The organism is uncultured Anaerobiospirillum sp., from assembly GCF_902485895.1.
GTDB lineage: Bacteria > Pseudomonadota > Gammaproteobacteria > Enterobacterales > Succinivibrionaceae > Anaerobiospirillum > Anaerobiospirillum succiniciproducens.
This window is the reverse complement of record NZ_CABTML010000007.1, coordinates 1-16,366: the sequence shown is the minus strand read 5'-3', so window position 1 is coordinate 16,366 and position 16,366 is coordinate 1. Positions and strand designations below refer to the sequence as shown.

The 16,366-nt window shown below is 43.9% G+C and carries 11 protein-coding genes; all 11 read left to right on the top strand.

Translation table 11 applies throughout. From position 1 onward, the window contains the following. Nucleotides 1–552 precede the first annotated feature (552 nt). Entirely contained in the window at nt 553–2,181 is a 1,629-nt protein-coding gene (locus RDO37_RS00430; protein ID WP_308497731.1) for a HAMP domain-containing methyl-accepting chemotaxis protein, read from the top strand. A 256-nt stretch (nt 2,182–2,437) separates the two neighbouring features. Beyond that, the gene (locus RDO37_RS00425) at nt 2,438–4,546 is read left to right on the top strand and encodes an LTA synthase family protein (protein ID WP_308497730.1); all 2,109 of its coding nucleotides are present in this window, start codon (nt 2,438–2,440) and stop codon (nt 4,544–4,546) included. Between the two features lie 1,333 nt (nt 4,547–5,879). After that, nucleotides 5,880–6,626 (top strand): 30S ribosomal protein S2, encoded by a 747-nt coding sequence (gene rpsB / locus RDO37_RS00420; protein ID WP_027939228.1) that lies wholly within the window; start codon nt 5,880–5,882, stop codon nt 6,624–6,626. Nucleotides 6,627–6,866: 240 nt separating this feature from the next. Further along, nucleotides 6,867–7,751, top strand: coding sequence for a translation elongation factor Ts (tsf, locus tag RDO37_RS00415; protein WP_303074062.1), 885 nt, complete (start codon nt 6,867–6,869; stop codon nt 7,749–7,751). A gap of 14 nt (nt 7,752–7,765) precedes the next feature. After that, nucleotides 7,766–8,485 (top strand): UMP kinase, encoded by a 720-nt coding sequence (gene pyrH / locus RDO37_RS00410; RefSeq protein WP_273326920.1) that lies wholly within the window; start codon nt 7,766–7,768, stop codon nt 8,483–8,485. 13 nt (nt 8,486–8,498) lie between these two features. After that, nucleotides 8,499–9,056 (top strand): ribosome recycling factor, encoded by a 558-nt coding sequence (gene frr, locus RDO37_RS00405; RefSeq protein ID WP_027939231.1) that lies wholly within the window; start codon nt 8,499–8,501, stop codon nt 9,054–9,056. Nucleotides 9,057–9,066: 10 nt separating this feature from the next. After that, entirely contained in the window at nt 9,067–9,810 is a 744-nt protein-coding gene (gene uppS / locus RDO37_RS00400; protein ID WP_273326921.1) for a polyprenyl diphosphate synthase, read from the top strand. Nucleotides 9,811–10,520: 710 nt separating this feature from the next. After that, nucleotides 10,521–11,393, top strand: a complete 873-nt coding sequence (locus RDO37_RS00395) for a phosphatidate cytidylyltransferase (RefSeq protein WP_308497729.1) — start codon at nt 10,521–10,523, stop codon at nt 11,391–11,393. Continuing rightward, nucleotides 11,380–12,594, top strand: coding sequence for a 1-deoxy-D-xylulose-5-phosphate reductoisomerase (gene ispC, locus RDO37_RS00390; RefSeq protein WP_308497728.1), 1,215 nt, complete (start codon nt 11,380–11,382; stop codon nt 12,592–12,594). Before RDO37_RS00395 ends, ispC begins: the two co-directional genes overlap by 14 nt. A gap of 839 nt (nt 12,595–13,433) precedes the next feature. Further along, a complete protein-coding gene (locus tag RDO37_RS00385; protein ID WP_308497727.1) occupies nt 13,434–14,984 on the top strand; it encodes an ABC transporter substrate-binding protein in 1,551 nt (516 codons plus the stop codon). An 887-nt stretch (nt 14,985–15,871) separates the two neighbouring features. Next, nucleotides 15,872–16,366, top strand: a 495-nt coding sequence (locus RDO37_RS00380; RefSeq protein ID WP_308497726.1) for an ABC transporter substrate-binding protein, incomplete at its 3' end; no start/stop codon positions are given.

The following is a 16,366-nucleotide window of genomic DNA, read 5'->3' as shown; positions in this document are numbered from 1 at the left end:
GATTTAAAATTGATAAAATATCGCTATTTTGAGCGCTTTTGCACCAGTTTGGTAGCACTAAGCTCATTCATATAGGTTCTTGCCATTTCGTTTAGAAAGGAGAGCAAGGACACAAATGCTTGCGTTGTATATGATTTAGCACTTGCTATGTCATCCATACGGCGTAAACTAGAATAGCTATCTTTTTAGCTTTTACTCAAATTAAGAGTAAGGCTAAATGCTTTAGCTGAAGATTATTGCGAGCTGCTGAGTATTAACCTTCCTTTTAGAGTTTTGCTTAGTAGTTAGAGTTAGCATGTAGCCGTGAGATATCCACAAGGTCAGATATCAAAGGTTGCGCAGTAAGTCATTCTTTAGATTGGCTTTATTGATGCATTATGCTGCTTTACTATTAAAGTTCATCTTGCGTCTTTCGTAACCTCAGTTTACGAGTCAGGCTGCATGTCTTTCACCTTGACCTTCGGTGGACCATTAGAACAAATGCTTATGATCTGCTGACTTGTCTTAGTAGTTGACGAGTACTCACATTATGCTGGAGCTGGAGAGTAATCCATGTCATTTTTAGATAACGTTAAAATCAGAACCAAGCTGATGCTTGGCTTCGGTGTCATTTTGTTCTTAACATGCTGTATTTCTGCAATTGCCGTACGTGCATTGTTTGCAAGTACAGATGTAGCAGATCATGTACGCTTCCTTATCGATACACGATTTGAGCGTGCTGTTAAGATCAATGCTGACATTGTTGCAGCAAATAACGCCCTCTTTGAGTATCTGACCCCAGGCAACTTAGATGATGCTCGTCGTATTGAGTCTGAGAATAATCTTAAGGTTATCGTAAAGACTCTTGATGATTTAACTAATCAACAGAACGTTACAGCACGTGCGCAGATCGATCAGTTAACTCAGATGGGCCACAAGTACAACGAGTTATATGAGCTGGTTGTTTCAAATCTTGTTGAGGCCGGCAAGCCATATGATGCTTTAGCATTCTTCCTCTCTGAGATGCACCCAATCTGTCAAGAGATGGTTGTTATTACCCACAAAATGAATGGTGTTGTGGTTAAGAAAATTAAAGAGGAGGTTGAGGGTCTTCAGGATACTACCTCTGCATACTTAGTAATTGGTATGTCAGCGGTTGTTATCTTAATTGCTGTCATCATTGCTGCACTGGTTTCTAACGGTATTACTCGTAATCTTCAGGCTGCTGTTAAGACTGCCAATGAAATTGCTAAGAACAACCTCAACGTTAATGTCGATGTTCGTAGCAAGGATGAGTTTGGTGATTTAGGCGAGGCTCTTCGCTTCATGCGTAACGATCTGAGCGATTCTATTGCTTTAGTTCGTAAGAAGGCTCAGGAGCTCAACCAGGAGTTAAGGGACACCAAGATCGCAGCCAACTCTATTATGGATGCCTCCCGTGAGGCTGAGCAGCAGGCTATCTCTGTTGCTGCAGCATCCAACGAAATGGTTGCTACTACTCAGGAAATTGCTGCTAACTGTGAGCGTGCTGCAGTACTTGCCGACCAGTCAAGCAACGTAACTCAAGAGAGTGTAAAGCTGATCCGTACCACCATTAAGGACATTCGTGATCAGTCTAGCTACACCACCAATGATGCTGCTAAGGTTCAGGCTTTAGCTGACCAGACTCAGAAGATTGGTTCTATTGTTGGCACCATTGATGAGATTGCTGCTCAGACTAACTTACTTGCTCTTAACGCTGCAATTGAGGCTGCTCGTGCTGGTGAGGCTGGCCGTGGATTTGCCGTGGTTGCTGATGAAGTTCGTGCTCTGGCATCTCGTACCTCTGCATCTACTCAAGAGATTTCCTCAATGGTTAGCCAGGTTCAGAAGGATGCTTCTGAGGCAACCAGCTCTATGAGCGCATCTGTAGAGAAGATCAATGCTGTTGCTGACCGTGCTGCACGAATTGAGGATACCCTCAATAGTATCATCAACTTCGTTGCTCAGGTTAATGATCAGATTCGTATGATTGCGACCGCTGCAGAGCAGCAGACTACTGCTACCTCTGAGATTTCTGCAAACATGCAGAAGATTACCTCTGACACCGAGGAAATCGTACACTCTGCTGAGGACTCAGTAGCTCGTTGTGACGAGTCTGTTGACTCCATCGGCGATCTGGTTAAGAACCTCGCACGTTTCAAGCTTCACGAGAATCACTAATTTATTAGTGAAGCAAATAAGAATCGTAAACTTGCGATATTGTCAGGCAGCTCCAGCTTAAGTTCCTGACAATAGCTAACTAACATAGAGCACAGTCCCTAAAAAGGCTGTGCTCTTTTTTTGTCTTAAAGACAATCCTTGCAAAAGCATCTCTTGTAGCTATTTGTGCACGTCGATAGGGCATAGCGTTTTAGCTCTAATTAGAATGTGTAAACTTATAAGTTAAGGACACTATTCTTGTGGCAAGGAAGTAGTTATGGATGCACTTAAAACTCTAAGAAGGCTAAGACGTTATGGCATCAATCCGGTGCTTATCATTGCTTTTGCGGCAATGATTATTCTTAGTTTGTCCCGTTTCATTCTTTCGCTATTGCAGTGGGAAAGTATTCCCGATGGCGGCTTTGCTACGATCTTGCTACAAGGTATTAGAGTTGACTTTGCCTCAGTATGCGCTCTATTTGGTTTACCTGTTTTGGTACTAATCTTTCTGTCTTTAGTGCCGTATCTGAGAATGCCGCGTATGGTTTTAGTAGGCATAAATGTTTACTGCAGCCTTGCCATTGCATTCTTAATCCTAAATGAGGCAGCGACTCCTGAGTTTATTAAAGTCTTTGGTACACGCCCTAACTACATTTTCGTCCAATACATGTTCACATGGGATGACCTGGTCATTCTCCTTTGGTCTGGACATAAGCTTAAGCTGCTAACGATCTTTATCATCGTTATCGTTTCGTTGTTTATTTCCTTTAAGCTTAGCGAAAGATTGTTACGTGGCTATCATCAGGGCCGTTTTAAGTACAACGTAATTTGTCTATTAATCGCACTGTGCACCATACCTTTAGGTGTTCGCTCCTCTTTTGAAAGCAAGCCATTTAACCCATCAATGGTTGCCTTTACAAATAATCCGTTAGTCAATGCATTGCCGCTTAATTCAAGCTATACCATTGTCTATGATGCATTCCACTTAAGAGATCTGACAGCAGGCGCGGACTCTACATATAAGATTATGTCAGATGCTCAGGCTTTTGAGGGCGTGCTTAGCTTATCTAAACGTGCACAAGATCCTGACACTAGCAGACTCGTTTGTCGTATCAATCAGTTTATTAATCCAGTTGATGGTATCTACAATGGCTACCTTAACAATGGGACACGTCGTCCTATACTGCGTGATGACGCGCTTAAGGCAGGTAAAAAGCCACGTAAAGATCCATACAATGTAGTGATTATTATTGAAGAATCATTAGGCGACGAGTTCTTAAAGTCTCAAGGTGGTATTGGTGTAACCCCAAATTTAGAGGCGTTACGTGATAAAGGCTGGTGGTTTGAAAATATGTATGCAACCGGCCATAGAACCACGCGTGGTATTGAGGCAGTCGCAGCCTCTTTCACTCCGTCTTCGCAACTTAGTATCGTGCAACACGTACAGCCTGAAACACCTTATGCCACTTTAGCTGAGATCTTCAGTCAGCATGGCTTTGACACCTCATTCATCTATGGTGGTGATAGTCAGCTGTACAACATGAAAACATTCTTTGAGCATAATGGCACTGCCAAAGTTATCGATGAAAGAGACTTTGAAGATCCACAGTATGTAGGATCGTGGGGTGTGTCCGATGAAGATCTCTTTAACAAAGCTCATCAGTACTATAGTGACTTGCACAAACAATCAAAGCACTTCTTCTCAGTAATACTTACTACTTCTCTGCGTGATCCTTATGATATTCCTGACGATAAGGTCAGCTTAGATGGCATTGAGACAACTAATGAGGATCGTGATCTTGCAGCTAAGTATGCAGACTATGCTCTAGGCAAGTTCTTAGAGCAAGCTGCTAGTGATGGCTATTACCAAGATACTATTTTCTTGGTGATCGCTAACCACGTATCTTCGGTAAAACCAGGTATGGAATTTCCTGTTGATGACTTTACCATCCCGGCTGTGATCATTGCTCCTAATGTCATGCCTCATGTAGATCACCGCCAAGTAAGTCAGATTGATATGGGTATGACTTTGCTTGCTTTAAATGGCATCAAGGGATCAGTTCCAAACGTTGGTCAAGATCTCACGAACTACAACATTAAAGAGCGTGCGATCATGCAGCTTAACAACACCTTTGCACTGCTTATTGGTGATCGTATGATTGAGCTGAGTCCTAACACTAAGCCAGTTTTTTACAATGTTGAGTATCAAGATGGCCATATAATCGCGACAAAGGACAATTCTAAACGTTCTTCAGCACAAAAAGAGGATGACGATGAACTCCTGTATCATGCAGAGCGCATCAACAACATTGGACCTTTCATGTTTAGAACAGAGTCAATGTCCAAACGCTGCCTTCGCTTAAAAGTTCCTCATGCTCAAAAGTAGACACATTAACATCATCAGCTGCTGCTAAAAGTTACTAAGGATCATAAGTTGGCACAACTAAACTCTTAGCTGCAGCTAGAAAGGCCTAAGGAGCATAGGTAGGAGCAGTTAAGTTCCCATCTGCAGCTAAAAGTAACTAAGGATCATAAGACGGTACAGCCAAGTCTAAGCTGCAGCTAAAAGTTACTAAGGATCATGAGTAGGTACAATCAAGTTCTTAGCTGCAGTTAGAAGTGCCTAGGATCATGAGTAGGTACAATCAAGTTCTTAGCTGCAGCTAGAAAGTTAACATGGGCTATGAAGATGTTTTTTTTATTCGAGCTAAAGGCACAGCCTAAAATATTTAAGATCATTTTCAGTTTGTGAAGTTTCTTTGTAGCTTGTGCATGCTTTTTAGCTAGATTTGGTTGGTTGAATTTGTGGTAAGAAAAGATAGCAAGAGGCTACAACTGGCGATCTATCTAGGCTTGTGATGGCATGCTTGTATGACTTAATTTATAGTTGCTGAAAAGTTACAAAAGCGTTAACAAAATCACAAATCTATATGCTAAAATGATGTGCCTTTTGCTATGAAATAGCTCCTAAATGCTATTCATACGAGATTCGATACAAAAGCTCTTTGAGATGCAAAAAGCAAAGAGTGGCTGTATGTAAGAGGCGGAAGATTTTTTTAACCTCCAAGTTTAAAAACACACACTGTTCATTAACGCCAAAACAGGGTGCCGAACGTTTTTTAAAGTTGGTCATGCGCTATATAAGCTAGTTTACTTGCCCTTGTAGCGCTGCAAACTCCGGCTGAAAGTAACCCTTACTCTTCAAAGTTTGAGTCTGGGTAGCAGCAGAAAAGCCTTAAGTTCTTGCAGGTAGAGCCACTGCGGATACCGCAGCTGCCCTACGATTGGAGCCTGTGTTCAAGAATGCTGTTTCTTGTCCATTGACCGTCATTTCTGCCTTAGGCTTTATCTTAGGAGACCACACTTCTTCCATTAAAGACAAGCTATCGAGTGTAAGACCGTACTGATAGAGCAAGCTAGTCTTGTTTAAAGAGTAAACTGACGTGGAGTGTTAGCTAATCTTTTTAATCTGTCTACGGCGGAGGGATAGCAGGCTTTAATCTCACCTAGAGTTATTTCGCATTGCATTACAAGGTCATGGTTACCATGATGTAGAGGGCAGTGGGATGATTTAAGCGTCGGCGCTAAGATGTCGACGCTGATACCACTCTTTAGCAATAGCGGTATAAAGGATGGGATAAACGATAGTCTTTAAGCGTACGGTTTGTTAGGCGGAGCAGTGGAGGCATAACCCACTACTACAAGATAGGTATACTTAAATGTCAAATATTTCGATGCGTGATATGTTACAGGCCGGTGTTCACTTCGGTCACCAGACCCGTTACTGGAACCCAAAGATGAAGCAGTACATCTTCGGTGCTCGTAATGGCGTACATATCATCAACCTCGAGAAGACTGTTAAGTGCTACGAAGACGCTCTTAACTTCTTAGGTTCAACTGTTGCTAAGAAGGGCAAGATCTTATTCGTTGGTACCAAGCGCGCTGCCTCTGACAAGGTAGGTCCAGCTGCTCAGGCTTGCGATCAGTACTACGTTGATCACCGCTGGTTAGGTGGCATGCTCACCAACTGGAAGACTGTTCGTCAGTCAATCAAGCGCTTAAAGGAGCTTGAGATCCAGTCTGCTGACGGCACCTTTGATAAGCTGACCAAGAAGGAAGCTTTATTACGTACCCGTGAGCTCGAGAAGCTCAACCGTTCATTAGGCGGTATCAAGGACATGGGCGGCCTTCCAGATGCATTATTCGTTATCGATGCTGAAGTAGAGCACATCGCTATTAAGGAAGCTAACAACCTCGGTATCGACGTTGTTGCTGTAGTTGACACCAACTCTTCCCCAGATGGCGTTCAGTACGTAATCCCAGGTAACGACGATGCTATCCGCGCTATCGACCTCTACTTAAAGGGCGCTGTTGAGGCAATCAACGCTGCTCGTGCTTCTATGGCTCGTGCTGAGGCTGAGATGCCAGTTGAGGCTGAGGTTAAGGCTGAGGAAGCTCAGGCTTAATCTTACTGAAGGTAGTTGTTGACTATCTTTAGCAATAGAGAATTACACCTTCAAGCAAGCGACGCTGTTATGAATATTTGCTCCTAACAGTGTCCTTGCTTGTGTCATATGACTGGGCTTAAAACGATGATCATGACTACATATTATTTCGTAGCTGCTCGTACATACGGCCCGAGGTCAGATTTCTAAACAAAGGCAGGTTACCCCCTGCCTTTTTCAAAACTACACAAGGAATGAACAATGGCTAACGTAACCGCTGCCCTCGTTAAAGAGTTACGCGACATTACTGGCGCAGGCATGATGGATTGTAAGAAGGCTTTAGTTGCTACCGACGGTAACATCGAGGCCGCAATCGAAGAGATGCGTAAGTCTGGCGCTTTAAAGGCTGCTAAGAAGGCAACTCGTACTGCTGCTGAAGGTATCATCGTTTCCGCTCACGAAGGCAATCAGGTTGTTTTAGTTGAGGTTAACTCTGAGACCGACTTTGCTGCTAAGAATGCAGAGTTCGTAGAGTTCGCTGAGAAGGTTGCTCAGATCGCATTAAAGACCGAAGGCGAGTGCGTTGAGACCTTAAAGGCTGCTAAGTACGACGACAAGCAGACCGTTGGTGAGGCTTTAACCGCTTTAATTGCTAAGATCGGTGAGAACTTAGGCATCCGTCGTATCTTCCGCGTTACCGGTGACGTATTAGGTATCTACGTTCACTCCAACAAGCGCATCGGCGTTGTTACCGTATTAGAAGGCGGTGACGCTGATCTTGCTAAGAACGTTGCTATGCACGTTTGCGCTTCCAAGCCAGATTTCGTTAACCCAGAAGACGTATCTGCTGAGGTTGTTGAGAAAGAGCGTCAGATCCAGATCGAGATCGCAGTTAACTCTGGCAAGCCAAAAGAGATCGCCGAGAAGATGGTTGAGGGCCGCATGAAGAAGTTCACCGGTGAAGTTTCCTTAACCGGTCAGCCATTCGTAATGGATCCTTCTGTATCTGTTGGCGAAATGCTCAAGCAGCACGGTGCTACTGCTAAGTCATTCATCCGTGTAGAAGTAGGCGAAGGCATCGAGAAGAAGGAAGACGACTTCGCTGCTGAGGTTCAGGCTCAGATCGCAGCTGCTGCCAAGAAGTAATAGAGGCAAAGCAGATGACTTCGTCACTTAAATCTCAACGTCGTATCTTAATCAAGCTGTCAGGTGAAGCTTTAGGTGGTGCTACTCAGTTTGGCATTGAGCCTGAAATTCTGTCAGCTATGGCTCGTAATATCATTGATATTAAGAATCGCAATGTCCAAGTTGCCTTAGTAATCGGTGGTGGTAACATCTTCCGTGGTGCAGCCCTGCAAAAAGCAGGTATGGATCGTACTGTAGGCGATCATATGGGTATGCTAGCTACCGTAATTAACGGTTTAGCTATGCGTGATGAGCTGATTCGTCAAGGTAGTGAGTGTGTACTCATGTCTGCTCAAGGCATTGATTCCATTACTACTCAGTACCAAGCCCAAGCAGGACGTGAGATTTTAGAGCGCGGTGCAGTGCTCATTTGTGCAGGTGGTACAGGCTCTCCATTCTTTACCACCGATACTGCAGCGGTGTTACGTGCTGTAGAATTGCACTGTGACGAAGTTTTAAAGGGCACCAAGGTAGACGGTGTGTACAGTGCCGATCCTTTCAAGGATCCAAACGCCACCCTCTACAAGACCTTAACTTACAAAGAAGTTCTGCAAAAGGAACTTGAGGTTATGGATCTGACCGCCTTTGCTCTTGCTCGTGACCACGGTATGAATATCCGTGTGTTCAACATGACAAAGGAAGGTGCTCTGTTAAATGCTGCCGCCGGAGGAGATGAGGGTACCCTCATCTCTTAACAGGAGATTATTTATGGTTAATGACGTTAAGAATGATGCTCAGGAGCGCATGAAGAAGGCTGTTGAGTCTTTATCCTCACGACTGAACAAAGTTCGTACTGGCCGTGCTCAGCCTGGTATCTTAGACGGCATTATGGTTGACTACTACGGTAGCGCAACTCCACTGCGTCAGGTCGCTCAGATCAACGTTGAAGATGCCCGTACCTTAAAGCTCACCGTATTTGATCGTAATGCTATCAAGGACGTTGAGAAGGCAATTCAAAAGTCCGAGCTTGGCTTAAACCCAGTTGTTGCAGGCGTAGACATCCGTGTTCCGCTTCCTCCTTTAACTGAAGAGCGCCGTAAGGACTTAGTTAAGGTTGTTCGTGGCGAAGTTGAGCAGTCTCGTGTTGAGATTCGTAACGTACGTCGCGATGCTAACCAGAGCTTAAAGAACATGCAGAAGGACAAGGCTATCTCTGAAGATGAGCTCAAGTCCGGAGAAGAGCAGATTCAGAAGTTAACCGACGCTGCTATCAAGCAGTGCGAGGACATCTTAGCTGCTAAAGAAAAAGAGTTAATGGAAATCTAGTTAACTCCTCATGCACAGTTCAAATAATCATGGCGAGGCAAAGGTGCCTCGCCATCTTGCAATTATCATGGACGGCAATGGACGCTGGGCCAAGAAGCGCGGGATGATCAGGTTAATGGGTCATCGTCGAGGCGCTCAGGCTGTCACGCGTGCTGTAGAGACAGCTGTCGCAAAAGGTGTCCAAACTCTTACCTTATTCGCTTTCTCATCAGAAAACTGGCGTAGACCTCAAGATGAAGTAAGTGGTCTTATGGACCTCTTTGCCAAGGTACTCAAGTCTGAGCGCGATAGGCTGCATGACAACGGTATCAAAGTTCAATTCATCGGTGATCTTAGTAAGTTTTCATCCCGCCTTAATGAAGCTATTGATGAGCTTGTTAGCCTCACTTGCAATAATCAAAGAATGGTTCTTAATATCGCTATTAACTATGGCGGTCGTTGGGAATTGATGCAAGCTGCCAAGTCATTAGCTATCGATCTTAAAAACGGCAAGATTTCAGAGCAAGATATCACCGAAGAGGCAATGCAAGAGCGTCTGTGCGTCGCACAAGATGTCGATTTGCTCATTCGTACTGGTGGTGAATGTCGTATCTCAAACTTCTTACTTTTTCAATGCGCCTATAGTGAGTTTTATGTCACTGATACCTTATGGCCAGACTTTGATGAAAAAGAGTTTGATAAAGCTCTTAACTACTTCAATGGTCGCGAGCGTCGCTTTGGTATGACCTCCGAGCAAGTAGCTGCTAAAGCCTAAGAACTCCAACTAAGCATTGCCAATGCATAGCCTATGCATTTACTTGTGCATTATCCAATGCCTTTCTATTGCTTTAGCCCATGCCTTGCTTGTACGTAAGTCCATGCCTTTGCCAATGCCTCGCTATTGCATTATCTAATGCCTTGCTTGTGCGTTAGCCAATGCCTTTACTTTTAGCGCTGTTGCTACTATCCAAGCTAATTTCTACTTAGCCTCATGAAGCCATGCTAGTGTTGTCGCTGCTATACGATTAACATGCTGGCTTTGAGCACTCTTATAGGCTAATTATCAGCCATAAGCTACTAGCCCAATCCCCTCTCAAGCAAAGCCTTAATTGGCTTTATTTCATTTCGTTTATCTATACGCCAAAACAAGCAAGTAGCTGTTAATTTCTTTATAGACCACACCAATAGCTCATATCATTCTTGTAGATGGCGCTGTTGATATTTAGCTTTGTTGTACTTGAACGTGTTGGTAAAGAGAAATTCTCATTGCGTGATGTTACAATGCACGAAGTTTTTCTTTGATGGCATCGCGTTATATCCGTTTTATCTTTGAGGATTGTTAGCTGTCATTGCAGCCTAATGTTCATATAACTTAGTCAAGATTAGGTTATGAGCGCACTTGATAGTTTCTTTAGACATCTGCTCTTGAGTGCTTTTATAGTGTGTTGTTTCATCGTTAGGCTTGGATTCACTTGAGGGAGATGTATGGGCGTTCGTATTGCAACCGGCGTTGTTCTTATTGCTCTGGCCGTTGTGTGGCTCTTCTTTACTGACTTTGCCATCTTTACCATGGGTGCATTGTTTATCTACATGGTATGTGCCTATGAAATGGGCCCACTGCTTAAATTCAAGAGCCGTATTCCTTTTGTGGTACTTGCAGCTGTAGCTGCAACTGCCATGTTCGCTATTGCTCCTCCAGGTGAGTACATTGAAAGCGGTGTCCCTGCATACATGAAGTATGTGGTGGTCATTGCGCTGCCATTTTGGGCTTTAGCTATCTTCTTAGTGAAGAGCTATCCAGCTAATGTTAAGTGGCATGAGAATAAGGTCATTAACTGCGTAGTTGGCTTATTCACTCTCGTTCCTTTCTTACAAGGCCTGCTTATCTTACGTGCTACTAACTATGCTCAAGATTACAACGAAGGTGCCTATTTATTACTTTCTGTAATGGCCTTAGTTTGGGCTGCAGATAGTGGTGCTTATTTCACTGGCCGTGCTCTTGGCAAGACTAAACTTATGCCAGAGGTTAGTCCTAAGAAAACTTATGAAGGACTCTATGGCGGTATCGTGCTTGCGATCGTAGTTATGTACATTGCTAAGTATTACAATTACTACTCAGTATTCGGTAAAGACGAGCTTGCCTTCCTTGCTGCAGCCTTTGGTGCCATTGTGCTCTCTACTTTTGGCGATTTAATGGAAAGCATGCTCAAGCGTCTAGTTGGAATTAAAGACTCTGGAAAGATCTTGCCAGGACATGGTGGTATGCTTGATCGTTTAGATTCGCAAACCGCTGCTGTGCCAGTCTTCTTGGGTGTTTACTGGTTAGTAAGCGGAGAGTTGTTTAATGTCGCAATGTAAGAGACAAAAAGTAACACTACTTGGAGCTACAGGTTCCATTGGTGATGCTACTTGCGATCTCCTGGAGTTGCACTCTGATGAGTTTGAGGTTCACGGCTTAGCCGCTGGTGGCAATTGCGATCGTATGTTTGAGCTTATCAAAAAGTTCAAACCAGCTCGCGTAGCAATGTCTGATGCTATGGCTGCCAACAAGCTCATGGAAAGGTTAACTGCACAATGTCCAGATCTTGCTGCCACTACAGATATCTTAGTTGGTAGTGAAGGTGTAACTGAGCTCTCTGGCGATGGTGGTGCTGATATGGTGGTCGGCGCTATTGTCGGTGCTGCCGGTCTTAAGCCACTGTTAAATGCCATTAAGACAGGTTGTCGTATTTGTCTTGCCAATAAAGAAGCCTTGGTCATGAGTGGCCAGCTGTTCTTTGATATGGCTGCCAAGCATGGATCTCAAGTACTGCCAGTTGATAGTGAGCACTCAGCTATCTTCCAGTGCCTGCCACCATCAGAGCAATCTAGAATGGGTACTTGCGATCTTGCAAGTGTAGGCGTTAAAGAGATCTTGCTTACAGGATCAGGTGGTCCATTTTTAAATTGCGATCTTGCTGAGCTAGATAATGTAACTCCTGAAAAAGCCGTTAATCACCCAGTATGGTCTATGGGGCCTAAGATCTCAGTAGACTCTGCCACGATGATGAATAAGGCTTTAGAGTACATTGAGGCACGTTATCTGTTTAACGCCTCAAGCGATCAGGTAAAGGTCATTATTCACCCTCAGTCAGTAATCCACTCCATGGTTTCCTATGAGGATGGTGCAGTACTTGCGCAGCTTGGTCAGCCGGATATGAAGACCCCAATCGGTCTTGCTATGGCTTATCCAAACCGCATGACTACCTCTGTTCAATCAATAGACTTTACTAAGATAAGTCAGCTCACTTTCAAGCAGCCTGAAAAAGAGCGCTATCCATGTCTGTTCATGGGCATCGAGGCATCTAAGCAAGGTCAGGCAATGACCACTGCATTAAATGCAGCTAATGAGGTTGCTGTAGCTGCTTTCTTAGCTAAGCGTATTAGTTTCAAGGCTATTGCGCATACAGTTGATCATGTTCTTTCAAGCATTTCAGGAACTGATGCTTACGAGCTTGAAGAGATCATGGCAATTGATAGTAAGGCAAGAGCGATCGCCAACGCTTTCATCAACAAATAATCTAGCCTAAAATTCACGCCCTTGAGGCTAGATGCCTGTCACTTTGAAAGCCAGCTTATGCTGGCTTTTTCATTGGCCCTGACCATGGCCACAATTACATCCTTACCAAGGGATCATTCCTTTGCGATTGCCTTACCAAGGGATCATTCCTTTGCGATTGCCTTACCAAGGGATCATTCCTTTGCGATTGCCTTACCAAGATGCGCGTTTCCTTTGCGCTTAACTTCCCATGCGCATCTTTCATTCATTGACGGTTACCTTACCAAGGTCCGCATTTCCTTGCGATTGTTTTGTACTTGGTGCAGCTTTCCCTTGTGGCTCTTAAATCAAAGAAAAGAGAGGTTGCGCGATCGTTCTGTTAGCAAGCTAAAACAGAGTGCTCTTATGGCAAAAAAGAGTAGGTCATGGCAAATTTGTTATTGCTTGTTATGGCGTTTTTGGGCTGGTGTAAGGCATATAGTTGCTATTAATTAGCTATGATGGCTTTGATGTTTATGCTTTTAATCAATTTTATGTAGAGTATCTCATTTGCCTTTAATTTGGCTTGCTTTTTGTATTTACGTCCACGAAAATGGCTTGCTATTGATTTGCAATCTGGCGCACTTTTAGAGTGGGATTAACTTCTCCTCTGCGTATTATCTATAACTAGCATGTTGATTTTATCCATGCTCGATACGAGTGGTGTTGCCATGCAATGCTATTTAGATTGGCAAGTCACAATGTTTTTTTTACGGTGGTAAAACTTTACTGCCAAAGATCGCTGCGATCGACAAGATCGCAAGTATCTCTTAGTGGTTATAGACCACGGTTTATGTGTTATTTGGATTTAGGATTTTGCTATGAAGTTTATTTCACGCAAGACCTTGCTGGCCTCTGCTATGGCTCTGATGTTCAGCTTCTCAGCTGTCAGCGCTGATGCAGCCATGTCACGCAAGCCACAAGACAACATCTTCTTCGCTACTGGTACCGAGCCTGCTGGTTTAGATCCAGCATTAGTAGATGATAATGATTCAGGCAATATCCTGTGCAACATCTACGAGTCATTACTGCGCTTTAAGCCTGCTAGCACTGAAGTTGAGCCTTCATTAGCTGAAAGCTGGACTATCTCAGAAGATGGCTTAACTTACACCTTCAAGCTCCGTCAGGGTGTTAAGTTCCACGATGGCACTCCATTTAACGCAGAAGCTGTTAAGTTCAACTTCGATCGCCAGAGCCCAGAGAATCTTGTTCCAAAGATGTCCTATGCTCCATTTGTGTTTGGCGACGTTGAGTCCACTACTGTAGTAGATGAGTACACTGTTGCAGTTAAGTTAAAGAACCCATCAACTCCATTCCTGCGTAACATGGCAATGGTGTTTGCTGCTCCTATCGTATCCCCAACTGCTCTTAAGGCTGGTAACAACAGCGTTATGGATAAGCCAGTTGGTACCGGTCCATACAAGTTATTTGCTTGGGATCGTGGTCAGCAGATTATCTTAACCACCAATGAAGACTACTGGGGTGAGAAGCCATCAATTCAGAACGTTATCTACCGCGTTATGAAGGATACTTCTGCTCGTGTAGTTGCTTTAAAGAACGGTGAGGTTGACATTATCACCGCTATCGATCCTAACGTAATTCCTGAGATCGAGAAGAACGGCGGTAAGATCTACGCTGAAGAAGGCCCATCCACCAACTACATGCTCTTCAACACACGTGATGGTTTTATGTGTGCGGATCGTGAGGTTCGTAAGGCTATTGCACAGGCAATCGACGTTCCTTCATTAGTTGAGTCTCTCTATCAGGGCTACTCACTGTATGCTCCAACTTGGTTCCCTTCTTTCATGGATGGCTATGATCCAAACACCAAGCCAGTACAGTACGATCCTGAGGCAGCCAAGAAGTTCTTTGAGCAAAAGGGCATCAAGTCACTCAAGATCATGACCTACTCAAATGCACGTCCATCTAACACTGCAGGTGGTCAGGTATTAGCTGAGGCTATTCAGTCATACTTAGCTCAGGTAGGCGTTAAGGCTGATATCATCGTTTACGACTACAACACTTATCGTGGCAAGCTCTTAACCGACAGCTGGGACTTAAGCTTCTTAGGTTGGGCTGGTGATAACGGCGATCCTGATAACTTCATCAACATCTTCGCTAACGATGACCCAGTTGCTAATAACGGTCTGTGGAAGAACGATGAGTTCCGTAAGCTCGTTGTAGAGGCTGCACGTACTCCAGAAGGTCCAAAGCGTGTTGAGATGTACAAGCAGGCAGATCGCATTCTTGCTGAAGACGTAGGTGTGCTGCCTTTATCTCATCCAAAGGATTTACTTGCTTACCGTCCAAACATCAGCGGTCCTTTAAACACCTTAAGTGTTATCTACTTCCGTTATGTTAAAAAAGAGTAGTGCTCTCTAAAAGCTAACTAAACTCAGAACACTTTAGAGTAGAACTTCAAAAAGCCCCGCCAGGTAAAGCTACCTTGTGCGGGGCTTTTGCTTTTGTGGAGCTGGGCATATGTGAGCCTAGGCATTTGTGGAGCATGGTAGATGTGAGCCTGGGCATTTGAGGAGCAGGGTATATGTTGCCTAGGAATTTGTGGACTTTTTGCATTTATCGCTACATAGATAAAGCAGCGGCCTACATCAAAAGTCAAATGATCTAGTGGCAATTAACAGTTAAAAGATGCATGGTCGTTAAGTGAGTCCACTTAGCTATAGCACTGAGCTGTTGGGTGAGGTGAGTGTGAAACCGTGCACTGTTTGATGGCAAAATTTATGTTTTTTAATGTTTATCAGGGCTTAATGTAGGTAGCTTGCTACATAAATTTGAGTAGGGGTGTTCTTTTAGCGTTAGTTAGGCTAGCTCATATTGGTGGTAGCAACTCTAGATTAATTGCGTGATCTCTTAAGTTAGCAAGCGCTTATATATGCGATACATACGTGGCTATACAATGAGAGGTAAGCTTTGAATTGGGTGACGCTGCTAGGTGTACTTATTTTAAAACGTACAAAATCATGAGTTTGTTTGTTAAATGTTTTATTGTGGTGCATTTAAAATATATGATGCACTAATATTGTGAGTGTCTTGCTTGTGATAAAGCCTTAAATAAGAATGTATGCACAGTAAGACGGATTTCCGTCCTGACAAAAGACGGTGTTCCGTCCTGCCGACCAGAATCATGCACAGCTTTTCAGAGAGTATTAGGCGGCAGAGAGATTAACTACCATGATCGATTGCTAAAGCTAACACTAATTGCTTATTTGATCATGAGTCATTTAGGATTGCTATTAATATGAAGGCATTACTCAAGTCCCTGCTCGCCGCAGCAGTAGCGGTTTCAGTTACCGCCGGCGCAGTATCTGCAGCTCCAATTTCCCGCGCTCCGCAGGATAACATTTTCTTTGCTACCTCAACTGAACCATTAGGTATCGATCCAGCTTTAGCTGACGATATGGATTCAGCTAATATGAATATCAACATCTACGAGTCATTACTGCGTTTTAAGAAAGGAACTGTAGAGGTTGAGCCTGCTTTAGCTGAAAGCTGGACTATTTCAGATGATGGTCTTGTTTACACTTTTAACTTACGCAAGGGCGTTAAGTTCCATGACGGTACCCCATTTAATGCTGAGGCTGTAAAGTTTAACTTTGATCGTCAGAGCCCTGAGAACCGCGTTGAGAAGATGTCTTATGCCCCTCTCGTATTAGACGGCATTGCAAAGACTGAGGTAGTTGACGAGTACACCTTACGAATCACTCTCAAAAAGCCATTAACTCCATTCTTAAAT